The sequence below is a fragment of the Serratia sp. CY81684 genome, assembly GCF_052166595.1.
GTDB classification, from domain to species: Bacteria; Pseudomonadota; Gammaproteobacteria; order Enterobacterales; family Enterobacteriaceae; genus Serratia; species Serratia nematodiphila.
This window is the reverse complement of record NZ_JBJNOO010000001.1, coordinates 1,095,858-1,117,279: the sequence shown is the minus strand read 5'-3', so window position 1 is coordinate 1,117,279 and position 21,422 is coordinate 1,095,858. Positions and strand designations below refer to the sequence as shown.

25 protein-coding genes, 2 tRNA genes and 1 other RNA gene are annotated in these 21,422 nt (G+C 59.2%); 12 read left to right on the top strand and 16 right to left on the bottom strand.

What is annotated here, in order from left to right; all coding sequences use genetic code 11:
* The first annotated feature begins 225 nt into the window (after positions 1 to 225).
* Both ACJ8QF_RS05570 and ACJ8QF_RS05565 read left to right on the top strand, forming a co-directional pair.
* Positions 226 to 1,002 (top strand): DUF4225 domain-containing protein, encoded by a 777-nt coding sequence (locus tag ACJ8QF_RS05570; protein WP_053089782.1) that lies wholly within the window; start codon positions 226 to 228, stop codon positions 1,000 to 1,002.
* A complete protein-coding gene (locus tag ACJ8QF_RS05565; protein WP_042784229.1) occupies positions 1,002 to 1,304 on the top strand; it encodes a hypothetical protein in 303 nt (100 codons plus the stop codon). The genes ACJ8QF_RS05570 and ACJ8QF_RS05565 overlap by 1 nt, the downstream gene beginning before the upstream one ends.
* Before the next feature lie 50 nt (positions 1,305 to 1,354).
* Here ACJ8QF_RS05565 and ACJ8QF_RS05560 read toward each other — a convergent pair whose 3' ends face one another.
* Positions 1,355 to 1,705, bottom strand: a complete 351-nt coding sequence (locus ACJ8QF_RS05560; protein ID WP_442537342.1) for a DUF4377 domain-containing protein — start codon at positions 1,703 to 1,705, stop codon at positions 1,355 to 1,357.
* A gap of 248 nt (positions 1,706 to 1,953) precedes the next feature.
* On the opposite strand from ACJ8QF_RS05560, the gene ACJ8QF_RS05555 reads away from it, so the two are divergent.
* Positions 1,954 to 2,304 (top strand): hypothetical protein, encoded by a 351-nt coding sequence (locus ACJ8QF_RS05555; RefSeq protein ID WP_004940946.1) that lies wholly within the window; start codon positions 1,954 to 1,956, stop codon positions 2,302 to 2,304.
* A 74-nt stretch (positions 2,305 to 2,378) separates the two neighbouring features.
* Positions 2,379 to 2,597: a hypothetical protein gene (locus ACJ8QF_RS05550; protein WP_004940942.1), complete on the top strand. Its 219-nt coding sequence runs from the start codon at positions 2,379 to 2,381 to the stop codon at positions 2,595 to 2,597.
* Here the strand turns inward: ACJ8QF_RS05550 and ACJ8QF_RS05545 are convergent.
* The 5 genes from ACJ8QF_RS05545 to ftnA all read right to left on the bottom strand — a co-directional run bounded on the left by ACJ8QF_RS05545 (position 2,594) and on the right by ftnA (position 6,010).
* Positions 2,594 to 2,998 carry a hypothetical protein gene (locus ACJ8QF_RS05545; protein WP_049188179.1) on the bottom strand — a complete coding sequence of 135 codons (405 nt, stop codon included), beginning with the start codon at positions 2,996 to 2,998 and terminating at the stop codon, positions 2,594 to 2,596. The genes ACJ8QF_RS05550 and ACJ8QF_RS05545 overlap by 4 nt on opposite strands.
* 489 nt (positions 2,999 to 3,487) lie before the next feature.
* On the bottom strand, positions 3,488 to 3,829 hold the full coding sequence (locus tag ACJ8QF_RS05540; RefSeq protein ID WP_033633333.1) for a YebY family protein: 342 nt from the start codon (positions 3,827 to 3,829) through the stop codon (positions 3,488 to 3,490).
* A 69-nt stretch (positions 3,830 to 3,898) separates the two neighbouring features.
* Entirely contained in the window at positions 3,899 to 4,780 is an 882-nt protein-coding gene (copD, locus tag ACJ8QF_RS05535; protein WP_131164343.1) for a copper homeostasis membrane protein CopD, read from the bottom strand.
* Between the two features lie 2 nt (positions 4,781 to 4,782).
* Positions 4,783 to 5,199 carry a CopC domain-containing protein YobA gene (gene yobA / locus ACJ8QF_RS05530; RefSeq protein ID WP_046686875.1) on the bottom strand — a complete coding sequence of 139 codons (417 nt, stop codon included), beginning with the start codon at positions 5,197 to 5,199 and terminating at the stop codon, positions 4,783 to 4,785.
* Positions 5,200 to 5,491: 292 nt separating this feature from the next.
* The gene (ftnA, locus tag ACJ8QF_RS05525; protein ID WP_015377481.1) at positions 5,492 to 6,010 is read right to left on the bottom strand and encodes a non-heme ferritin; all 519 of its coding nucleotides are present in this window, start codon (positions 6,008 to 6,010) and stop codon (positions 5,492 to 5,494) included.
* A 344-nt stretch (positions 6,011 to 6,354) separates the two neighbouring features.
* On the opposite strand from ftnA, the gene ACJ8QF_RS05520 reads away from it, so the two are divergent.
* Positions 6,355 to 6,585: a DNA polymerase III subunit theta gene (locus ACJ8QF_RS05520; RefSeq protein WP_016928156.1), complete on the top strand. Its 231-nt coding sequence runs from the start codon at positions 6,355 to 6,357 to the stop codon at positions 6,583 to 6,585.
* A 31-nt stretch (positions 6,586 to 6,616) separates the two neighbouring features.
* On the opposite strand, the gene pip is transcribed toward ACJ8QF_RS05520, so the two are convergent.
* Together pip and ACJ8QF_RS05510 are read right to left on the bottom strand one after the other, a co-directional pair.
* Positions 6,617 to 7,570, bottom strand: coding sequence for a prolyl aminopeptidase (pip, locus tag ACJ8QF_RS05515; RefSeq protein ID WP_131164344.1), 954 nt, complete (start codon positions 7,568 to 7,570; stop codon positions 6,617 to 6,619).
* Positions 7,571 to 7,726: 156 nt separating this feature from the next.
* A complete protein-coding gene (locus tag ACJ8QF_RS05510; protein ID WP_004928846.1) occupies positions 7,727 to 8,122 on the bottom strand; it encodes a RidA family protein in 396 nt (131 codons plus the stop codon).
* A gap of 148 nt (positions 8,123 to 8,270) precedes the next feature.
* On the opposite strand from ACJ8QF_RS05510, the gene ACJ8QF_RS05505 reads away from it, so the two are divergent.
* Positions 8,271 to 9,167: a LysR family transcriptional regulator gene (locus ACJ8QF_RS05505; RefSeq protein WP_131164345.1), complete on the top strand. Its 897-nt coding sequence runs from the start codon at positions 8,271 to 8,273 to the stop codon at positions 9,165 to 9,167.
* A 4-nt stretch (positions 9,168 to 9,171) separates the two neighbouring features.
* Here the strand turns inward: ACJ8QF_RS05505 and dksA are convergent, their stop codons facing one another.
* Positions 9,172 to 9,597, bottom strand: a complete 426-nt coding sequence (gene dksA, locus ACJ8QF_RS05500) for an RNA polymerase-binding protein DksA (protein ID WP_004928840.1) — start codon at positions 9,595 to 9,597, stop codon at positions 9,172 to 9,174.
* Between the two features lie 369 nt (positions 9,598 to 9,966).
* Here dksA and ACJ8QF_RS05495 point away from each other — a divergent pair, with 369 nt between their 5' ends.
* The gene (locus tag ACJ8QF_RS05495; protein ID WP_131164346.1) at positions 9,967 to 10,713 is read left to right on the top strand and encodes a carbon-nitrogen hydrolase family protein; all 747 of its coding nucleotides are present in this window, start codon (positions 9,967 to 9,969) and stop codon (positions 10,711 to 10,713) included.
* A gap of 26 nt (positions 10,714 to 10,739) precedes the next feature.
* Positions 10,740 to 11,408 (top strand): exodeoxyribonuclease X, encoded by a 669-nt coding sequence (gene exoX, locus ACJ8QF_RS05490; protein ID WP_004928833.1) that lies wholly within the window; start codon positions 10,740 to 10,742, stop codon positions 11,406 to 11,408.
* Positions 11,409 to 11,443: 35 nt separating this feature from the next.
* Here exoX and ACJ8QF_RS05485 read toward each other — a convergent pair whose 3' ends face one another.
* The 6 genes from ACJ8QF_RS05485 to ACJ8QF_RS05460 form a co-directional block, all read right to left on the bottom strand.
* Entirely contained in the window at positions 11,444 to 13,477 is a 2,034-nt protein-coding gene (locus ACJ8QF_RS05485) for a S9 family peptidase (protein ID WP_131164347.1), read from the bottom strand.
* Positions 13,478 to 13,545: 68 nt separating this feature from the next.
* On the bottom strand, positions 13,546 to 14,199 hold the full coding sequence (locus ACJ8QF_RS05480; RefSeq protein WP_033645518.1) for a tellurite resistance TerB family protein: 654 nt from the start codon (positions 14,197 to 14,199) through the stop codon (positions 13,546 to 13,548).
* Positions 14,200 to 14,356: 157 nt separating this feature from the next.
* Positions 14,357 to 14,935, bottom strand: coding sequence for a TorD/DmsD family molecular chaperone (locus ACJ8QF_RS05475; RefSeq protein ID WP_015377474.1), 579 nt, complete (start codon positions 14,933 to 14,935; stop codon positions 14,357 to 14,359).
* 42 nt (positions 14,936 to 14,977) lie between these two features.
* Complete coding sequence (locus ACJ8QF_RS05470; RefSeq protein WP_004928821.1) at positions 14,978 to 15,715, bottom strand: phosphatase; 738 nt, start codon at positions 15,713 to 15,715, stop codon at positions 14,978 to 14,980.
* A gap of 90 nt (positions 15,716 to 15,805) precedes the next feature.
* The gene (gene ghrA, locus ACJ8QF_RS05465; protein ID WP_021505290.1) at positions 15,806 to 16,747 is read right to left on the bottom strand and encodes a glyoxylate/hydroxypyruvate reductase GhrA; all 942 of its coding nucleotides are present in this window, start codon (positions 16,745 to 16,747) and stop codon (positions 15,806 to 15,808) included.
* A 127-nt stretch (positions 16,748 to 16,874) separates the two neighbouring features.
* On the bottom strand, positions 16,875 to 18,341 hold the full coding sequence (locus ACJ8QF_RS05460) for a peptide MFS transporter (RefSeq protein ID WP_049202801.1): 1,467 nt from the start codon (positions 18,339 to 18,341) through the stop codon (positions 16,875 to 16,877).
* Between the two features lie 447 nt (positions 18,342 to 18,788).
* Here ACJ8QF_RS05460 and ACJ8QF_RS05455 point away from each other — a divergent pair.
* From ACJ8QF_RS05455 to ACJ8QF_RS05445, 3 genes are all read left to right on the top strand, one after another.
* A tRNA-Ser gene (locus tag ACJ8QF_RS05455) sits at positions 18,789 to 18,878 on the top strand.
* A gap of 376 nt (positions 18,879 to 19,254) precedes the next feature.
* Positions 19,255 to 19,344, top strand: a tRNA-Ser gene (locus ACJ8QF_RS05450).
* 47 nt (positions 19,345 to 19,391) lie between these two features.
* A non-coding RNA gene (locus ACJ8QF_RS05445) (RtT sRNA) lies at positions 19,392 to 19,511 on the top strand.
* Positions 19,512 to 19,565: 54 nt separating this feature from the next.
* Here ACJ8QF_RS05445 and ACJ8QF_RS05440 read toward each other — a convergent pair.
* Positions 19,566 to 19,922, bottom strand: a complete 357-nt coding sequence (locus tag ACJ8QF_RS05440; RefSeq protein WP_004928813.1) for a helix-turn-helix domain-containing protein — start codon at positions 19,920 to 19,922, stop codon at positions 19,566 to 19,568.
* Positions 19,923 to 20,216: 294 nt separating this feature from the next.
* On the opposite strand from ACJ8QF_RS05440, the gene sdeA reads away from it, so the two are divergent.
* Positions 20,217 to 21,404 carry a multidrug efflux RND transporter periplasmic adaptor subunit SdeA gene (sdeA, locus tag ACJ8QF_RS05435; protein ID WP_442537341.1) on the top strand — a complete coding sequence of 396 codons (1,188 nt, stop codon included), beginning with the start codon at positions 20,217 to 20,219 and terminating at the stop codon, positions 21,402 to 21,404.
* The last annotated feature ends 18 nt before the right edge of the window (positions 21,405 to 21,422 follow it).

The window sequence follows — 21,422 nt, the reverse complement described above, 5'->3', positions numbered from 1 at the left end:
TCGATATACTTAAGAAAGTGCGAAAACAAGCGCAGTGAACAGACCAGTTAAGTCGATGGTTCAGGGTTGCCCAACTCCGCATCGTGATGTCTTCACACGCCACGCCTCGTCCCCTCAACGAGTTCAAGCTTTCCCTCTTCAAATCAGCGAAAGTTGATCAAGCTTCTGGCGTTGCGTTATGGTGTGGCTGTTTTTCGGTCGAAATCCAGGGAGGAACAAAGAAAAATGGATAATCCACTGTTACTAAAAGAACGTTTAAATACCTACTCGCAAACGATGGCTCGCCAACAAGGACGTATGCTTTTAGAACTATCAGAACGCGTTAATAGGGACTTTTTAAAAGATCGGACAGTCGGTAATGCCTTCAGACATGAGATGCACTGCTTTGTGAATGATAAATTGCAAAAATGCCAACAAGTAGGTGAAGCGGCGAATGTTGCAATGAGAGAAATGAAGCAAGAATATCAATCGCTTTCTGAGCAAGAGCGCTTATTGCGAACTGACGCCGTGACGCCTTATGCCGTAATGAGAAAGAAAGTCAATCATGACGCCGTAGTGACCTACGTGTTAGCCGGCGTTGGCTTCCTCTCGGGAATAGCACAAATTTTACTCGGCGTGGGCTTGGATTGGACTGGCGTCGGTGCCATTCCAGGAACGTTACTTTTAATCAATGGCATCAATAATGTCTACGAAAACGGTTATACGCTGTTATTTGGCAAGAATACTATTGGTCCAGGCCGAATGATGTACCGCTCTGCGGCTTCAACGCTAGGCTATTCCCATTCCGCAGCAGACATGGCGTTAGGTGGCGTAGACTTACTGTTATCAGGCTATGGTTTACTAAAACTGTCGCTGAAACCCGAAGCCTGGCGATTATTTCGTTACATCAATACAGACTATATTCGCGGTTGGAGGAACATGGGAAGAGCCAGCTTGATGCTTGAAGGTGGCGCAGATGTCTCAACCATTAATTCCATTTATAAAAGCAGCCAGGAACAGTGATGGAACCGACTTTATATTATATTTTTTCTACTCTCGCTGCCGCGGCCTGTCTGGCCGTGAAATACGTCTTCAGACCGTCTCTGGGTTCCAAGGGTTATGTCGTTCTGGTTACGATATGCTTTTTAATCCTTTGCTGGCAATTTACCCTTTTTGCCAACGGCAACACGATGTTTATTGCTGACTCTGAAACATGGGCTAAAGAGAATTGGCCTCTACGCTACTGTGCGCTGGGGTTTGCTCTTGCACATGCCTTCGCCACTTTCGAATCCTCCAAAAGAAAGAAAAAAGACAAACTTTCCTGAAAACGTCACCACCAAATGAAACGCCATTTGGTGGTGACGAGATAGATCCATTACGCCTTGTTCTTTTCCAGCTGCTCAATCAGCGTGTAACGCAGCGATGAGGCATCGGCCGGTACGTTCTCCACCGGGGTGACGCGCACTTTCAGCCGATACTGATAGCCAGGTTCGAAGGTGAAACCCTCGATGCCGGTATAGAACAACTCCCACGGCTGCTGCGTGGAGCGGCGCACCTGCATGCACTTCATCGGGGCAACGCCCACGCAGTCCACCAGCGCGCTGTTCACCAGCAACACTTCCGTTTGGCCGCCTTTCTCGTTTGCGGGCTGATTCATCGAGGTTCCCTCCTGGCTGCAGCCGGCCAGCGCGGCCAACGCAACAAATAACAACGCTTTAATTTTCAATGTACTGCACCAATAGTCATCCAGGGGCGCCATGCTAACAAATTAACCGGCCCAAGAGAACAGATAGCGCTACGGTTCCACACGCCCCAAATATCATTCCTCTGTGCTCTATCAGCCTGGAAAATATCGCAAAATAAACCCCCTGTTCTTATCCGAACCGGTAATTACCCCCGCTATTTTTTCTGTTAAAAACAGCTGGCTTGCGCAAGCTTTACTGAATCTAACTGAATCGATAAAGAGGGAATTTTATGCAAGAGATCGATGCCAAACACTTTCACCTGATCGCCGGCGCCGGTAACTTTGGCGACAACCGCAGCAGCAATGGCCGCGTCAACAACAACGGCGGCAACAAGAACGGAGGCGGGTCATCCAATCAGGGATTCTACGGCAAGCACACCTCGCCGGATTGCGTTAACGGCGTGATCACCGGCTCTCTGGGCGGCCTTGGCGGCCTGGCGGTGGGCGCGCTCAACGGCGGCTGCTTCAAGGAAGGCAGCAAAGGCGGCGGCAACGTCGGCATGGGGAAAGGCGGCAACAAAAACAGCGGCAGCAGCTGCAATAACAATAGCAGTAAAGGCGGCAATACCTGTTCGCGCTAAGCGGTTTTAATTAATCAAAGCTCCGGCTGAGCCCCTCCGTTCGGTCGGCGCTTTCCGTATTTTTGGTGATAACCATGTTTAAACTGTTTCGTACCTTATGCCTGCTGCTCGGCTTCTGGATCGCCACCCTGCTGCTCAGCGGCGCGGGGGTCTCCTTTACCCACGGCTACGCCGCGCCTAAAAATCTGTCGCATTTCGTCGTCTCGCTGGTGGTGGTTGGCGCCATCCTGCTGTGGACCCATAAATTGCTGCGGTTCTTTTTTGCCGAGAAATTTGAGAAGAAACCGCGTTAAGCCGTGTTCTCGTTGGGGGCGCCGCCCGCAACGATAAAACCGGCATCGCGAATCGCCGCCTTAACCTGCCTGGCGTCCATCACGGCCGTTTTCACATAGCCAAAAAAGGCCACCCGTGCGCCGGGCAAACGGACTGGCGTCGCCAGTTGGGCCATAAGCTCACGATTGCGCCGCGCCATCAGCTCGGCGCGCGCCTGCCAAAAGGCGGCCGGTTCGGAGGGGGCTTCAGTGGCGGTTTCGAACTGAGACGCCAACTCGCTGAGCGCCTCCCACTCCGCCAACAGGGCGGCAACCACTTCAGGGTTAGCCACCTGCCCCCAGTCAGAGGGTAAGGCCCCCTCACGCCACGCCTCGAGATAGCCGGGCAGCGCCCTCTTCAACTGATTCAGCCGATCGTTCAACGCAGGTTTCCTTTTACAACGCCTAATGCCTTGATATTCTGCATAATGCCACTCTCGTTAAACCGATAATGGGAGCAATGAACGGAGCTTATCAGCGCCATAAATGACGTAATGACTTTTGGTGCGGCTAAATTAGCGATAGGTGCGGGTGGTGTGTGGAGCCGGAGATCGGGCTGAGGTGTTACGACTGGAAAGAGAAACCAGAATTTTATTGGCGTCTTAAGTGGAATTTTCTTATAAATCAATCACACAAAAAAAGACCGAATACGATTCCTATATTCGGTCTAGGGAAATGGCTCTTGGGAGAGAGCCGTGCGCTAAAAGTTGGCATTTAATGCAGGGCTTGTTCAGCCGTGCACTTTAAGAGTAGCCTACCGCGCCAGTTTTGCCAGCCGCCCGGCGGCTGCGTGATAGTTTCGTGACGAAATAACTATGCGGCAAATGCGCATCAATCTGCGCACGCTGGGCAAGGCGTTGGCAAACAAGCGGTTAGTCAGCGCACAGCTTCTCGGCGCGCTCGATAAACGGCGCCATGCTCATTTTTTTCCCCGGTTCGGCAGGGTCGTCCAGCAGGATCACCTCCAGCGGCTGCGCGCGCTGATGGCCCTTCTTCACCTGCTGCTCCGCCACGTCGTTGAGCGGATATTGCATCAGGGTGCTGTTATTCAGCACGAACAGCGCGCCGCCGCTGCGGCACTGCAGCGTCACTTCTTCCTTGGTGAACGCCCACTGTTTGCCGTACTCCAGTTTGGTGATGTTCACCAGTTTGTCTGCCGCCAGCGCGCCGGTCGCGGTTGCCAGCAGCGTAATGCCGAGTAATACCGATTTCATGTGATGGCCTTAAGGTTGCTATTCGCGCCGATTTTCCCGCAGCTTGGCCGGTTGCGGCAAGCTGAAATGTCATACCGGCGCATAGGTTGCAAATAAACTGACCAGCAGCAGCACCGCCATCCCCAGCCCGACTTCGAGCCAGCAGGCCAGCACCACACCGCGCTGCGCCAGCGCCGGTACGCGGCTCATCGCCGGCACGATGGCGTAGCGATTGGCCAGCGCCACCATCACCATCAGCGCCACCAGCGCGGTTTTGATCAGCAACAGGCGCTGATAAGGCGAGCCGAGGTTGAGCGGCCAACCGCCGAGAATGATCAGGCTGTTGACGATGCCGGTGACGATCACCGCCGCCACCGCCAGGTGCCCCCAGCGCGAGAAACGGATCAGCGTGGTAATGGCGTCGCTGCGCCACTGCGGCGGCGGCAGGTAACGCAGGCAAACCAGCAGCGGCGCCAGGCTGCCGAACCAGTAACCGGCGGCCAGCAGGTGCACCGCATGGTTGGCGCGGTGCAGCGCGCCCAACGCGCCTTCATGCATCGCCGCGTGGCCGATGAACGCCAGGCTCACCAGCAGCAGCGCCGAGCACAGCGCCAACGCCTGCGCGCGCGGCCGTTCCGGCAGCAGCAGGCTCAGGATCGCCAGCAGCGACAGGCCCAGATGCCAGCGCCACACTTCGCCGAAGGTGGTGCCGAGCACCGCCCACCAGACCTCCAGCCGCCAGGCGTCTTGCCAACCGTCGCCCATCTGCCCGGCCTGAATGGCCAGCAGCGCCACGGCGGAAAGCCCGGCAATCCAGGTGCCGGCAAGCAGTAGCGGACGCACATCGCGGGAGAGGATCGGGGAGAGGCGCTGCGGTGACAATAAGGCGGTGAACAGACTGATGCCGAACATCAGCATCACCGCCGCAAAGTGCACCAAGCGACACAGAACGAACAGGGTCGCCAGAGTCACGATCAGTTTACGGTGAAGCTGTACTGGCCTTTGGTTTTATGCCCGTCGACCGACACCACATGCCAGCTGACGTTGTATTTGCCCGCGCTCAGCTCGCCTTCAATCGGCACGTTGACCTGGGTGTTGTTGTTCGGATCGAGCTGCAGCTTGCCGGTTTTCACCACGGCGTTGTCCGGGCCGGTGATTTTCACGCCGCTGAAGTTTGGTTCGATGCCTTCGGAGAAGCTGAGGGTCAGCGCCTTCGGCGCCGGGCTGACGCTGGCGTCGGCCTTCGGCGTTTCCACTTTCAGGTGGGCGTGCGCCAGCGCTTGCTGCGAAGACAGGCCAACGAACAGAACGAAAACGGTGGAAAGCAGGCGACAGGAGGAACGAATTTTACCGATCACAGTGGTATCCCTTAACAATATAAAGAGGGTCATAAGGGTTAAGGCCACAGCCAAGGCGATGTATCAGCGGCCCCAACCCACCGCAATGATTGCGCCACGGGTAAACAGAAAAACGGGTTGTATCGGCTAACCCGCTGTTTTGACTCTACCATCCCTGTAGCGTATCGCGGTAAATCATAACGACCACGCCGCGGCAAGTCGAGCGCATCACTGGCATTTTGCGATCCGGCAGCACGTATCGCCGCATAACCGCGATAAACGCAGGGTAAAAAAAACCGCGCATCAGGCTCGCCCGCGCGCGGTTTTTTCGATGTTCTGATGCAGATCAGGCCTGATCGTTGCCGCCCTGGCCCATCGCGCCCATTTTCTTCAGATCTTTGTCGATGAAGAACAGGCCCTTGCCGCTGGTGCCCACCAGCGCCAGCTTGTCCAGCACGGATTTGAACAGTTTCTCTTCTTCATGCTGCTCCGCCACGTACCACTGCAGGAAGTTGAAGGTGGAGTAATCGTGTGCAGTCATGGCGGCGTGCGCCAGTTCGTTGATCTGACGAGTGATCAGCTGTTCGTGTTCGTAGGTCTGCTGGAACACGTCCGCCAGCGACTCAAACGCCACCGGCGGCGCGGCGATGGTGCCCAGCAGCGGCAGAGAGCCGGTGTCGCTCAGATAGTCGAACAAACGTTGCATATGCTGCATCTCTTCCTGAGAATGCTCTTTAAGAAATGCGGCGGCGCCTTCAAAGCCTTTATCGCTGCACCATGCGCTCATCTGCAGATACAGGTTGGCGGAGTAGAACTCCAGATTCAGTTGCTCATTCAGCTTTTGAGTCATTTCTTGCGTCAGCATAATGATTCCTTTTATTTTGCAGGTCATGAATTTAATTTTCGCGCATTATGCCTTGCTGCCGTAAAAATAAAAACACATTATTCACACCAAGCAAACATTAATTATAAAAACCATAAATATCAATAAATTAAAATATCAAACCCACATTGAGAATTCACATGATAATTATTTTCATCTTTTATTTTAATCAAAAAGCGAATCATTCTTATTTAAAAGAATAAATAGATTGCATTACTCTCGGATAAATATCGCTCCCGGCAACGGCGTAATGGGCTTGCCAAGCGCCGCCGGGTGGATTACCTTCTGCGCAGATTCAATGCGGCAAAGTAAGTAAGGAGCATAGCGTGGGTTACAATCTGGCCGAGCTGTCCAAAGAGGAAATGGACAGGGTGAATGTAGATCTCGCCGCCTCAGGCGTGGCGTACAAAGAGCGCTACAACATGCCGGTGATCCCGGAAGTGGTGGAGCGCGAGCAACCGGAAGCGCTGCGCGACTATTTTCGCGAGCGCGTGGCGCACTACCGCGCGGAATCCCACAAGTTTTCGCGCCTGCCGTACGAGCCGAAGGCTAAATAGAAAAACCCGCCGTTACGGCGGGTTTTTTGCGTCACTTGCCGGCAAACCGGTCGGTGGCGATCATCAGCTGGTGCAAAATGCCCGGCTCATCATACGAATGCCCCGCCCCTTCCACGATATGCAGCTCCGCCTCCGGCCAGGCCTTGGCCAGGTCCCAGGCATTCTGCACCTGGCAGGCCATGTCATAACGGCCGTGGACGATCACCGCCGGAATATGGCGGATCAGCGGCACGTTGCGCAGCAGTTGGTCGTCGCTTTCCAGGAACCCCAGATGGGTGAAGTAGTGGTTTTCAATGCGGGCGAACGCCAGCGCGAAATCATCCTCGCCAAACGAAGCGGATTCGCGGCTCGGCAGCAGCGTGACCGTCTCCCCTTCCCACACGCTCCAAAGTTTGGCCGCTTCAAGCTGCACCTGCGGATCGGCCGAGGTCAGCCGCTGCCGGTAGGCGGCGATCACGTCTTTGCGCTCGTCATCCGAGAGGATGGACAGCACGCGCTCCCATTTTTCCGGGAAGAAGCGCGAAGCGCCGTCCTGGTAATACCAATGCAGCTCCTGCTTGCGCAGGGTGAAGATGCCGCGCAGCACCATTTCACTGACGCGCTCCGGGTGGGTCTGCGCATAGGCGAGCGCCAGCGTGGAGCCCCAGGAACCGCCGAACACCAACCATTGTTCGACGCCGGCCATTTCCCGCAGCCGTTCGATATCGGCCACCAAATGCCAGGTGGTGTTGTTGTCCAGGCTGGCATGCGGACGGGAGCGGCCACAGCCGCGCTGATCGAACAGCAGCACCTTGTAGCGTTCGGGATCGAACAGCTGGCGATGGTGCGGGGAGATGCCGCCGCCCGGCCCGCCGTGAATGAAGATCGCCGGTTTACCGTTCGGGTTACCGCTCAGCTCCCAGTAGATCCGGTGGCCATCCCCAGTGTCCAGCCAACCGCTGTCGTATGCCGCTAACGGCGGGTACAAACCTCGTAATTGTTCCATGGCGCTTTCCGTCTCTCTGTGAGTCATGCTTTCATCAAAGCGGAAGCCGCCCGGCAGGTCAACGGTAAAACCCGAAAACTCGAACGCGCGCCGGGAACTCGGCGCGCGTTTGCTCAAAATCACAACGACCTGCCGGCAAAATGCCCACAGGCCCGATCAGTTGAGGTGCGCGATCGCGCTGATCTCCACCAACTGCTCGGGCGAAGCCAGCCCGGTGACGCCGATCAGCGAACCGGCGGGCCGGTGATCGCCGACATAGCGCTTGAACAACGCAACGCACGGTTCAAAATGCGCCTGTACGTCGGTCAGGTAGATCTCCACATACGCCAGGTTCGAACGTTCGGCGCCGAATCCCGCCAATACCCGATCCAGGTTGTCCAACGTCTGTTGGGTTTGCCGTTCGATATCGCCCGCGCCGATAAACTCACCCTGCATATCATGGGAAAACTGCCCCGAAATATAGAGGGTGTCTTTGACGCGAATGCCTTGGGACACGCCATTCTCCTCTTCCCAAATGACCCCGTGATGGTAGTGCGTGATGCCGTTTTTCATGCTGCTTCTCCAACCGTTTATCGTTTCCATGGCGACTATAATCGTTTGATTGGCGAATGGCCGTCGTCACTGAAACGACATTGGATATGCAGTTAATTCATTGAATATGTTAAATTAATTATCTTATCATCGAATCTCGGGGGGCGGCATGTTGCGGGCGAATCTCAATGACATTCAGGTTTTCATGGCCGTCGTCGACGCCGGCAGTTTTGTCGCCGGCGGACAGACGATGGGGCTGTCGCGCTCGGCGGCGGGCAAAGCCATCGCGCGTCTGGAGCAGCGGCTGAGCGTGCGGCTGTTGCATCGCACCACGCGTTCGCTTGGCCTGACCGATGAGGGGCGAGAGTTTTATCGGCGCGGTCTGCAGATCCTCGCTTCGGTCGACGACGCCGAGGCCAGCGTGGCCGGCGACAAAGGCACCGCACGCGGGGTGCTGCGGTTGACCGCTCCCGCCGCCTTCGGCAGACGGATCCTGTTGCCGCTGGTGCCGAAATTTCTCGTCGCCTGGCCTGAGGTGCAGGTGGAGATCAGTTTTTCCGATCGCCTGGCGGATATCGTGGAAGAAGGATTTGATTTAGCGGTGCGGATCGGCGTCACGGCGCCGGATACCCGGCTGGTGTCCAGAACCCTCGCCAGGTATCGCGCCCTGCTGTGCGCCTCCCCCGCCTACCTCGCCGCCCGTGGCGAACCGCTTACCGTCGAGTCGCTCGCCGGGCATGAGGCTCTGCTGTTCAGCAGCCGCAACCAAAAACAGCCCTGGCGGCTGCGCGACGAGCGCGGCGAATGGGTCAAGGCCCCGGTGCGCGGCCGCCTGCGGCTGGACAGTGGGGAAGCGTTACGCGACGCCGCTCTGTCCGGGTTGGGCATCGCGTATCTGCCGGAGTTTATGATTGCGGAGGACTTGGCCGCCGGCCGTCTGCGGCAGGTGTTGCGTGCCGTGGCGGGTGAAGAAGTCAGGATTGTGGCGCTCTATCCGAATAAGCGCCTGCTGGAACCACGCGTCAGGCGCTTTCTCGATCTGTTGGTGGATACGCTCGGCGGCTGAGACCTTACCCGCCTTTACGCATATGCGGCTCGCGCATCTCCTGCGCGGTTTTCGCCTCGATGCTCAGTTCCGCCGTCGGGCGCAGCAGCAGACGCGCCAGCCCGATGGGTTCGCCGGTTTCCCGGCAGTAGCCGTATTCGCCGTTCTGCAAGCGCGCCAGCGCCGCATCGATTTTCGGCAACAGGCGGCTTTCGCGATCCAGCTGGCGGAACAGCAGGCGCAGATCCTCTTCGCGCGCCGCCTTATCGGCCTCATCGCCCGTCGCTTCGCCGCCATCGATCTCTTTTTTCAGCTCATCGATGTGCAGCAGCAGCTTTTGCCGCTCATCCTGCAGCAGCTGACGGAAAAACGCCCGTTGAACCGAGTTCATATAATCAGAATCCGGCATGGCCAGCAGTTGCTGCGCATCCGGTAATGCCATCACAGTCATTGCGTTCTCCGAACATTGAAAGTGTAATATTATAACATAATAATTATTTTTATCACCCGGTCATCCAAAAACAAAATTTCACGTGCAAACAGCCGGTTAAGTGCAATTCGCACTTTGTCGCTTGCATCCTGCCGGCTTTAGGCGGTTAATGGCTGAGCAAGCCACCCAATCATAGGTAACGAGAGGCCATCATGAGTAAGGGAATGGATAGCAAAAAAAATGCGAAGAAGAAGCCGTTGAAAACCCCAGCAGAGAAACGTGCGGAGAAACGCGCCAAAAAAGCGCATCCGTCTGGTGAGTAAGCGTCCTTCCATCCGTCATTAAACCCGCCAAGGCGGGTTTTTTATTGCCTCACAGGAGAGATGGCCGATGTCCTGCTTCACCCTCGCCGCCGCCCAATACCCCGCCGCTGCGGCCGATATCGCCTGTAACCTTGAACGCCACCTTGAATTTGTCGCGCAGGCAGCCCAACAGCAGGTGCAGCTGCTGGTGTTTCCCGAACTGTCGCTCAGCGGCTATGAACTGGCTGATGCTGCCGAACTGGCGCTGACGCTGGGCGATCCGCGTCTGCAACCGCTCGCTGCGGCGGCGCAATCGCATCAGATGACGATCGTCGTCGGCGCGCCCTTACGCAGCGGCCAGGCGCTGCATATCGCCGCCTTGATCTTTCATCCCAATGGCGCATTGACGCCCTATACCAAGCAGCATCTGCACGGCGCGGAACGGCAACGGTTCTTGCCCGGCGATGGCGGCTCGCTGCTGGAAATACAGCAGCAACGCATCGCGCTAGCCATCTGCGCCGATACTTCGGAGCCCGGCCACGCAAGCGCCGCCGCACAGGCGGGCGCGCAGATTTATGCTGCCGGCGTGCTGGTATCTGAAGCCGGTTACGCGAAAGACAGCGCCGCGCTGGCAGGCTATGCCCGGCGTTACGGCATGGTCACGCTGATGGCCAACCATGCGGCGCCGACCGGCGGCTGGATCCCGGCAGGCCGCAGCGCCATCTGGGATGAAACGGGAGCGCTTTTGGTTGCCGCGCCGGATGACGCCCCTGGTCTTATCATCGCCGGCAAGACTTCCGACGGTTGGCACGGCCGCCTGTGCCGGTTAAGCTGAAGCCTGACGGCAACGCGGAGGAAAGCATGACGTTACGCGTAATAGATACCGAGACCTGCGGGCTGGACGGCGGCGTGGTGGAAGTGGCCTCCCTCGATCTGCTCGACGGCCAGTTAACCAATCCGATGAGCGACCTGGTCAGCCCGGATCGCCCTATCAGCCTCGACGCGATGGCGATTCATCACATCACCGAACAGATGGTGGAAGGCAAACCGCGCATTGCGGTGGCGATCGGCCGCTATCAGGGCAGCCCCTACTATGTGGCGCACAACGCCGCCTTTGATCGCGGGGTATTGCCGGAGATGAACGGCGCCTGGATCTGCACCCTCAAGCTGGCGCGCACGCTGTATCCGGACATCAAGTACGGCAACCAGTATCTGCGCTACGCGCTGAACCTGGACGTGCAGCTGCCGGCAGACGCCACGCTGTACCCGCACCGCGCGCTGTACGACTGCTACGTCACCGCCGCGCTGCTGCAACGCATCATCAAGGATTCGGGTTGGACGCCGGAGCAAATGGTGCAGATCACCGAACAGCCGGTGCTGCTGAAGAAGTTCAAATTCGGCAAGTATCGCGGGCAGGAAATCGATCGCATCGCCCAGGAAGATCCCGGCTATCTGCGCTGGATGCTGAAATCCATCGACGATCTGAGCCCGGACATGAAACACACGCTGAAATACTATCTGATTGGCTAGCACAGCGGGCGGCGCAGGCCGCCCGCTGTTCGCCGTTACTCCGCCAGCGCCAGAATGAAGGCGTACTCCAGCGCAATATCCTCATAGGCCTTGAAACGGCCGGATTTGCCGCCGTGGCCGGCATCCATGTCGGTATACAGCAGCAGCTGCCGATCGTCGGTTTTCAGCTCGCGCAGCTTGGCCACCCACTTGGCCGGCTCCCAATACTGCACCTGCGAATCGTGCAGGCCGGTGGTCACCAGCAGATGCGGGTATGCCTGCGCCTTCACCTGATCGTACGGGCTGTACTGTTTGATGTAGTCGTAATAGGCCTGCTCGTTCGGGTTGCCCCACTCGTCGTATTCGCCGGTGGTCAGCGGGATCGACTCGTCCAGCATGGTGGTCACCACATCGACGAACGGCACCTGCGCCACCACGCCGTGGAACAGCTGCGGCGCCTGGTTGATCACCGCGCCCATCAGCAGGCCGCCGGCGCTGCCGCCCATGGCGAACACCCGCTTGCCGTCGCCGTACCCCTGGGCGATCAGCGTTTCGGTCACGTCGATAAAATCGTTGAAGGTGTTCTGCTTGTTGAACAGTTTGCCGTCTTCATACCACAGCTGCCCCAGCTCGCCGCCGCCGCGAATGTGCGCCAGCGCGAACACGACACCGCGATCCAGCAGGCTCAGGCGGCTGGCGCTGAACGCCGGATCCATGCTGCTGCCGTAAGAGCCGTAGCCGTACACCATCAGCGGGTTGGCGCCGCGCTGGAAGCTGTCCTGGCGATACACCAGCGAGACCGGCACCTCGACGCCGTCGCGCGCCTTCACCCACACCCGCTCGCTGCGGTAGTTTTCCGGCGTGAAGTTCTTCACTTCCTGCTGTTTGAGCATCGTCCGCTCACCGCTGTCCATGTTCAGCTCGTACAGCGTGGTCGGGGTGGTCATCGACGAATAGCCGTAGCGCAGCAGCGCGGTTTGCGGATCCGGGTTATACGCCAGCCAGGTGGTGTAGGTCGGATCGTCGAAGGCGATGCGTTTCTCTTCGCCCGTCTGCCAGTGGATCTGGCGCAGCAGCGTCAGGCCGGCATTGCGCTCTTCCACCACCAGCCAGTCGCGGAACAGGCTGAAGCCTTCCAGCATCACGTCGGCGCGCGGAGCGATCAGCGTCTGCCACTGCGCTTCGTCCGCCTGCTCGCTTTGGTACAGGCCGAAGTTCTTGCCGTCCTTGTTGGAGCGGATGTAGAAATGCTGGTGATAGTGATCGATGGCGTACTCGTGATCCTTGCGGCGCGGCACGAACAGCTGCGGCTTGGCGTCCGCACGATCGGCGTCCAGCAGCAGGATCTCCGAGGTGGTGGTGCTGCTCAGGTGGATCAGGATAAAACGCTCGGAGGTGGTCTTCTCCAGCCCGACGTAAAAGGTATCGTCCAGCTCTTCGTAAATCAGCTCATCCTGCCGCGGATCGCTGCCCACCACGTGGCGATAGACCTGATACGGCAATAGCGTCTTGGCGTGCTTGCGCACGTAGTACACCGTCGAGGAGTCGTTAGCCCACTCGAAGCTGCCGGAGGTATTTTCCAACACTTCGTCCGCCCAGCTGCCGTCGGCCAGGTTCTTGAAGCGAATGTCATACTGGCGGCGCGACAGGAAATCTTCCGCTACCCCCAGCCGCTGATTGTCGGGGCTGACGTCCAGCCCGCCCAGGGTATAAAACTCGTGGTTCTCGGCGCGCTGGTTGCCGTCGATAAGCACTTCCCAGTGCTCGCTCTCGGCCTGCGGCTGGCGCACATAAATCGCGTATTCGTTGCCCGGCTCGTAGCGCGTCTGATAGCGATAGCCGTGGCGCACGTAAGGCACCGAATGTTCCTGCTGCGGAATACGCGCCACCATCTCTTCGTACAGGGTTTCGCGCAGCGCCTGCTGCGGCTTCAGCATCGCATCGGTGTAGGCGTTCTCCGCCTGCAGGTAGTCCAGCACCTGGCGGTCTGCGCGCTCGTCGTCGCGCAGCCAGTAGTAGTCATCCACGCGCGTGTCGCCGTGGATGGTGATGGGATAAGGGCGTTTTTCCGCTTTCGGTGGGGTCATCATTGCTAAATCATCCGCTTACATAGATTGCGGCAAGAGTGACACGATTCCCCCCGGCTTGCCAAGCGGCGCTACGCCAGCTCGCGCTTTTTCTCGTTGACGTCGCTCTCGATGCCCTGCTTGACGTCCGCCGGGATCTTCAGCGCCTGCGCCAGCGCATCGAGGTAGCCGCGCTCCATAAAGTGATCGACGTCGATCACCAGACAGCTCAGGTAGTAAACCTCCAGCGCCTCGTCTTCATTTTGCACGCTGCGGGCGATCAATTCCGGGTTGAGCGGCTGATCGAGCGCTTCCTGCACCCAGCCCTGCGCCTCTTCCCCCACCTGCAGCTGCGACAGGCTGTGATCGATGGCGCGCTGCTCGTCGGCATCGATATGGCCGTCGCTCTTGGCGGCGAACACCAGCGCCTGCACCAAACGCTTGGCGCGCAGATCCACCGGCGTGGTTTGCAAACCGAACTGCGGTTCGTCCTGATGGGTCTCTTTCACCCGCTGCTTATACTTGTTCCACAGCACCGCGCCCACCGCCGCGCTGCCGCCGATAATCAGCGCATTCTTGCCGAACTTGCCCACCAGCTTGCGCGAGGATTTGTTGGCCAACAGCACGCCGACCAAACCGCCCAGCGCCGTGGGCGCCAGCAGCTTGCCGATGCCTTCCGCCCCGCCCATCGCGCCGGCCTTCTGCCCGATCAACGTTTGAATCTGCTGCATCCAGTTACTTTTCATCATCTCCCCCTTGCGTGAAAAAGCGCGGCGCGCAGGCGCGGCCGAACCGACGGTAAACCGCCAGATTAGGGGATCTTTTGTCAATTTACGTCTGGGGGATGCAAACCTGTGTTTAGCGGATCGGCGGGCCGGGCGGCCCGCCTGGATGGCTGCGGCGTTACGCGTCTTCGTCGCCCGCTTCGTCGTCCTGCTCGTACTCCGCCAGCTCGTCGCGCATCGCCTGGATGGCGTCGCGGGTCATCAGCGCCAGCGTGCGGTAGAAACCGGTGGTGGCGTGCGCTTCCACTTTGCCGAGGAAGCGGCCGCACCACGGCAGCAGAAACTCGTCGAACAGCGCGATCTGCGCCTGCGCTTCATCTTCCTGCGACTGATCTTCCAGCCAGGAGGCCGCCAGCAGCAGCTGGCCGAAATGGTCGGCCGGCGCCTCGGCCAGCGGCATGCCGCGCTGCTGCAGGAAGGTGCGCACTTCCGCTTCGCTGGCGCCTTCGACGTAGTCGGAGCGGAACGGCGACACGCTGCATTCGCTGCCGACGAACATCGCGTTGAAGTCGGTCGCCAGCTGGTTGACGTCGCAGCCCTGCTGCAGGCGCTTCAGCAGGTCATCCTGCTCCAGCGGCCAGTGCTGCTGCAGCTTGCCCTCTTTGATCAGCGCGAACAGCGGCACCAGCAGCGGATCCTGCGGCTGGCGGTAGAACAGCGTACCCAGCACGCGGCAAACAATGGAAAACTCATTCATGATAAGGCCTTATACAATACGGAAAATTTTGCCGGGACGATGTCACAAATCGGCCAATTCCGCAATCGCCGGCTTGCCGCGCCGCTCGAGAAAATCCAGCAACCGGCGCGGGCTGACGTTGAGAATGCGCTCCTGCGGGAAGCCCACCTCTTCGATGATGCGCTCGCAGTGCTCGAAATTACCCAGTGAAAAAGCGACGTGCGAATCCGAACCCAGCGCCAGCCAGCCGCCGGCGTCGCGCACCGCGGCGGCGATCGCCCGGCAGTTGGCCTCGCTGCCCTTGCGGGAGTGGGTGAACGACGAGTTATTCAGCTCCAGCGCCACTTCGTATTTGGCCGCCGCCGCCGCAACGGCGGGAATGTCGATCGGGTAACGCGGGTTGCCGGGGTGGCTGATGATATGCACGTCTCCCTGCGCCATCGCGGCGATCATCGCTTCAGTATTGGACGCTTTATCCTGCGGCGCAAACACCGGCTCATGGAAACCGGCGATGATCACGTCGGTGGCGGTCAGCATCGGGCCGGTGCAGTCGATATCGCCCTGCAGGTTTTTGATGTTGGCTTCGATACCGCGCAAGATGCCCACGCCGTTCACCCGGCGCGGCCACACGTGCATGTTCATGAAGTGCCAGTAGTGCGGCGCATCGGCCATGTCCGGGCCGTGATCGGTGATGGCGAACAGCTTGATGCCCTTCTGCTGGGCTTCGGCGATGTAATCGTGCAGCGTGCTGTAAGCGTGGGTGCTGGCGACGGTGTGCATATGCAAATCAACGGGGTACATTGTTTCTCCTTCCAGAGGGCCCGCCCGCAAAGGTACGGGCAGGCGCGATGACGATAACAGCTTATCAGTTACCGAACGGCGGCTGAAGGCTCAGTAACCCCGCTGCCTGTCGACCACGCCGGCCGGGGCATGCCCCGCCTCCAGCGCGCGGATGTTGGCGGCGATCTGATCCATCGCCTGCTGCGGCAACGTGATGGCAGCAATATGCGGGGTAATGGTGACACGCGGATGACGCCAGAACGGGTGATCCTGCGGCAGCGGCTCGCGGGCGAACACGTCCAGCGTGGCGGCGGCCAGCTGCCCCTGCTCCAGCGCCGCCAGCAGATCGGCCTCCACCAGATGCGCGCCGCGCGCGATGTTGATGAGGTAAGCGCCCGGCCGCAGTTGCGCGAACAGCTCGCGGTTGAGAATGCCGACGGTCTCCGGCGTATTGGGCAGCAGGTTGATCAGCAGTTTGACGCCGTCGAGAAAGGCGCCGCGCTGCGCCTCTCCGGCGAAGCTTTGCACGCCGTCGATCTGTTTGGCGCTGCGGCTCCAGCAGCGTACGCTGAAGCCAAACTCGGTCAGCTTGCGCGCCACGCTCTGCCCCAGCACGCCGGCGCCTAGGATGCCGATAGTGAAATCATCCAGCGAGTGCGGATCGAGCGGCTGCCATTCCTGCCGCTGCTGCAACGCCTGATACTCGTCGAAACGGCGGAAATAGCGCAGCACATAGCTCAGCGCATATTCCTGCATCTGCTGCGCCATGCCGGTATCCTCCAGCCGCAGCAGCGGCACGCCGGCGGGCAGTGTGCCGGGGTGTTTGCGCTCCTGATCGAGAATGGCGTCGACGCCGGCGCCGAGGGCGAACACCGCTTTCAGATCGCGGCGGTTGGCTAACATCTCGTGCGGCGGGCGCCATACCAGCGCGTAATCCGCCGGCCGCTCGTCGCCGCGCTGCCATTCGCGGATCTCGGCCTGCGGCAGGCGTTGCTTGATGCCGGTCAGCCATTCCTGGGCGTTAAACAAGGGGTGGTAATAGATGATGTTCATACTGCGGGCTCCGGTTTGTTTTTATTGGTTTTCCTTCAGCCTTCCGCGATTCGCCGCCGGATGCAAGCGTTAAAGCCCAAAATAAAAACAGCCCCGACCAGTGGGGCTGTTGTGCATGTTCGCAAAATCAGGCGGCAGACGGACCGTCGCGCCGGATAAGGCGCCGCAACAGCGGAATTAAAATCAGCATCGCCACGCCGACGCCCGTCGCCCCCCAACCCAGCGCGCTGAAGATTTCGCTGTAGCCGGGATTGGTTTGCAGCGGCGTGCTGCCGCTGTTTTCCGGCATCAGGCCGGAGACGTAGCCCGCCAGCACCGAGGCGACGCCGGTCACCATCATCCAGCAGCCCATCATCACGCCCTGATAGCGCGGCGGCGCCAGCTTGCCGATCATCGCGTAACCGATCGGCGAGATCATCAATTCACCGACGCTTTGCAGCACATAGCTGATGACGATCCATTTGAACGCCACCAGCCCGTCGCCGCCCGCCATGCTGATGCCCAGCGGCAGCACCAGCATGCCCAGCCCGATGCAGAACAGCGAGCCGGAGAACTGCAGCGGAATGTCGATGTTGCAACCGCGGGCGCGCAGGCGGTTGAACCACCAGGCGAGCAGCGGGCCGCCCACCACGATCACCAGCGTGTTGATGTTCTGGATCCACTGCGGCGCCACCTGAATGCCGTAAACGTTCAGGTTGATGTTGTGCTCGGAGAACAGCATCAGCCCCATCGGCGCCAGCTGATACAGCGCCCAGAACACCAGCGACCCCAGCGCCAGGATCAGATAGGCCGCCATTCTGCGGCGCTCATCGCGCGGATGGTGGCGCAGCGTCACCACGCACAGCATCAGGAAGATCAGCGCGCCGAGCACGATCACGAAGTGGCCGCTGAACTCGGCGTGGGTCAGCATCACGCGGATAATCGGCACCAGCGCCACCAGCACCGCCAGCCCGACCAGCATGCGCCAACGGTATTGGCTGCGGCTGGCATCGTGCAGCGGCGTATTGAGATCCGCCAGAATCCGCCAGCGGCAGACGGCGACGATGATCGCCGCCGCATTGCCCAGCGTGGCGAACAGGAACAGCGCGCGATAGTTTTCCGTCAGTTGGAAATACCCGGCGACGGTAAAGCCAACGAAGAACCCGAGGTTCATGCCGGCGTAGTTCCACAGGAATGCCGATTCGCGCCGGTCATCGTCCGGTTTGAAACGCTGGGTGAGCATCATATTAATGCAGGTCACGTTAAGGCCGCTGCCGGTCAGGAACATCGCCAGCCCCCAGTACAGCCCCCACACGCCCGCGACGGCAATCAGCGCGCAGCCGATCACCTGCAGCACCATGCCCAGCACGAACAGGTTGCGGTTGCTGAGGAAACGGCCGCCGAGGTAGCCGCCGAACATGTGCAGACCATAGTTGAAGGCGCCGAACACGCCCATCATGGCGTTGGCGCTGCTTTCGTTGAAGCCCAATCGCTTGGTGGCGTACAGCACCAGCGTGGAGTAAAGCACGGCGAAGCCCAGCGTGGCGAAGATCTGGATGAAGAACAGCGCCCCCGCACCGGGGGGAATGGCATGGCGCGCTTGCGGCGCCGGCATGGCATCTGAAGGAGTCAAAACGAACCTCTACTGCATTATTATGTAATGAGTCTGTCCCTGTCTGCGATATCGCCGGCCTGTCTCCCGGCAATCTGCGCGGCGCCGTGATGTTCCTTGCCAAAAACGCCGCGCCGACATGATTCCATTTAGCGACACATTTGACTAATAATCCAGTATTAATGCATATAACAGCAAATAGACCGATCTCATTGGCGATATATTGAGCTACCCGTACAGAAAAAGGTCAAACAATCATCTTTCACGCGTTTTGAACGCAGTCCGCCCTGCCCGCCGGTGGCCAAGAGTGGGAATATCGTTCGGTAAATCAGCAAATTGCTGCAAGTTTGGCTAAACAGTCATGAGAATGAAATAAGAGGGTTGACGCTGAGATCAGATTCTCCTACATTAGCGCCCGTCGACAGCGCAAAGCGTTTTCGACAACAAAACGGTGAGGTGTCTGAGTGGCTGAAGGAGCACGCCTGGAAAGTGTGTATACGCGAAAGTGTATCGAGGGTTCGAACCCCTCTCTCACCGCCAAATTCAAAGAGAAAGCCTGGATTCGCGTCCAGGCTTTTTTTTTTGCATGGCGCACCGCCGAGAGGGGCGAGAAGCCTCGACAGGGTTCGACAAAACGCCTGCGTTTTGGACCGCCAACGGCGGCCCGTAGGGTGAGCGCAGCGAATCAAGCCCACAGCCCGCGCCCGTAATTCCCATTTCCACCGGTTATCCACGAACCTTACTTCTGATTTTCCCACCTTTTCATGACTTCTGCCCTGCCGTTCGCCGCAGTTTTCAGCAAAGTGAACACGGCTTGAGCGGACGAACAAAAACACAGAAATTATTCTTGACCGGATCGGCCCCACTCCCTATAGTAGCGCCCCGTTGCAGCGATGATTTCGCAACAAAAAAATATGGTGAGGTGTCCGAGTGGCTGAAGGAGCACGCCTGGAAAGTGTGTATACGCGAAAGTGTATCGAGGGTTCGAATCCCTCCCTCACCGCCATATTCTAACGAGAAAGCCTGAGCGAAAGTTCAGGCTTTTTTGTATGCATAGCGCACCGACCGGGAGGGTGAGAACCCTCGACAGGGTTCGACAAAACGTTTGCGTTTTGGACCGCCAACGGCGGCCCGCAGGGTGAGCGCAGCGAATCTATCCCTCCCTCACCGCCATACAAAAAAGCCCGAACACAAATTCAGGCTTTTTTCTCCCCACACCCCAACCGCTCAGTGGTGCGTGCGCCCCATTGACGCCGGCTGCGCCAGCGCGCGGCGCCAGTCGCCCGGCGTTTGGCCGAATTGGCGTTTGAAGCTGCGGTTGAACGACTGCTGTGAGTCGAAGCCGAGCGAGATCGCCACGCTGACGATAGGCTCGCCGCTGTTGGCCAGGCGCTCCGCCGACACTTTCAGTTTTTGCATGCGGATATACTCCCCCAGCGCGTAGCCGGTCTGGCGTTTGAACATGCGCTGCAGATGCCATTTGGAATAGCCCGCGCGGTCAGCCACGGTGTTGATATCCAGTTTCTCTTCCAGATTGTTGTCGATCCACGCCTTCAAATCGGTAATAAAGCCCGTAGTGTTCATGCAGATGCTCCCATCATTCGGCAGGGTCACCCTCTGCCCGATGCACATACGTTGCAACAGTTTCGCTTTAAATGCAATTTTTATTATTGCATTTACTGGAAAGCCGCCACTATACTCCACCCAATTAATGTAACCGATATTGATACATTAATGTGACACCAATGTGTTTCAAAACCTAACGTTGCGCCGCTGCACGGCGCAGCCGCCCCCTCACCGCACGCCGGCGCGGGGCGAATCCCGGAGAACAGGGCCGGGTATGGGGCCTGACCGCGCTTACTTATCGGAATAAAAATAATGGCAAATCAACCAAACTCATCGTTCAACGCCGGCGGCCGCACGCGCGCCGTCGCTCTGGGCCAGCGGATCTCCGGGGTGGCGCTGTTGGCCGCCCTGCTCGCCGGATGCGACAACAGCGTCGCGCACAATGCCCCACCGCCGCCGCCGGTGGTCAGCGCCGCCAGCGTGGTGGTCAAGCCGATCAGCCAGTGGGATGCCTTCAACGGCCGGGTCGAGGCGGTGCAGAGCGTGCAACTGCGCCCACGGGTCTCTGGTTACATCGAGCGGGTCAACTACACCGAAGGCGACGAGGTGAAAAAAGGCCAGGTGCTGTTCACCATCGACGATCGCACCTACCGCGCCGCGCGCGAACAGGCGCAGGCAGAGCTGGTGCGGGCGCGCAACCAGGCCGCCCTGGCGCGCAGCGAATCCTCGCGCACCGAGAAACTGATCGGCACTCAGGCCATCTCTCAGGAAGTGTGGGAGCAGCGTCGGTCGTCCGCCGCGCAGGCGCAAAGCAACGTGCTGGCGGCGCAAGCCCAGCTCGATATGGCGCAGCTGAATCTCGACTTTACCCGCGTTACCGCGCCGATTGACGGGCGCGCCAGCCGCGCGATGATCACCGCCGGCAACCTGGTCACCGCCGGCGACAGCGCCAGCGTGCTGACGACGCTGGTGTCGCTCGACAAGGTCTACGTCTATTTCGACGTGGATGAAGCCACCTTCCTGCGCTATCAGCAGCAAGGCCGGCACGATGCCCGCCTGCCGGTGAAAGTCGGCCTGGTAGGCGAAGACGGCACTCCGCATCAGGGGCTGGTGGACTTCACCGATAACCAACTGAACGCCGGGACCGGCACCATCCGCATGCGCGCCCTGCTCGACAACCGCGATCGCCGCTTCACGCCGGGGCTGTTCGCCCGGGTACAGATGCCCGGCAGCGCCGAGTTCAACGCCATGCTGATCGACGACAAAGCGGTGATGACCGACCAGAACCGCAAGTTCGTTTACATCGTCGATAAAGACGGCAAGGCGCAGCGCCGCGACATTGACGTGGGCCGCATGGCCGAAGGATTGCGCATCGTGCAGAAAGGGTTGGCAAACGGCGATCGGGTGATCGTCGACGGCATGCAGAAAGTGTTTATGCCGGGCATGCCGGTCGACGCGAAAGCCGTTGCCATGAACCCTATCGCCTCCACGCTTAACTAAGCTCCCAGCAGAGACTTC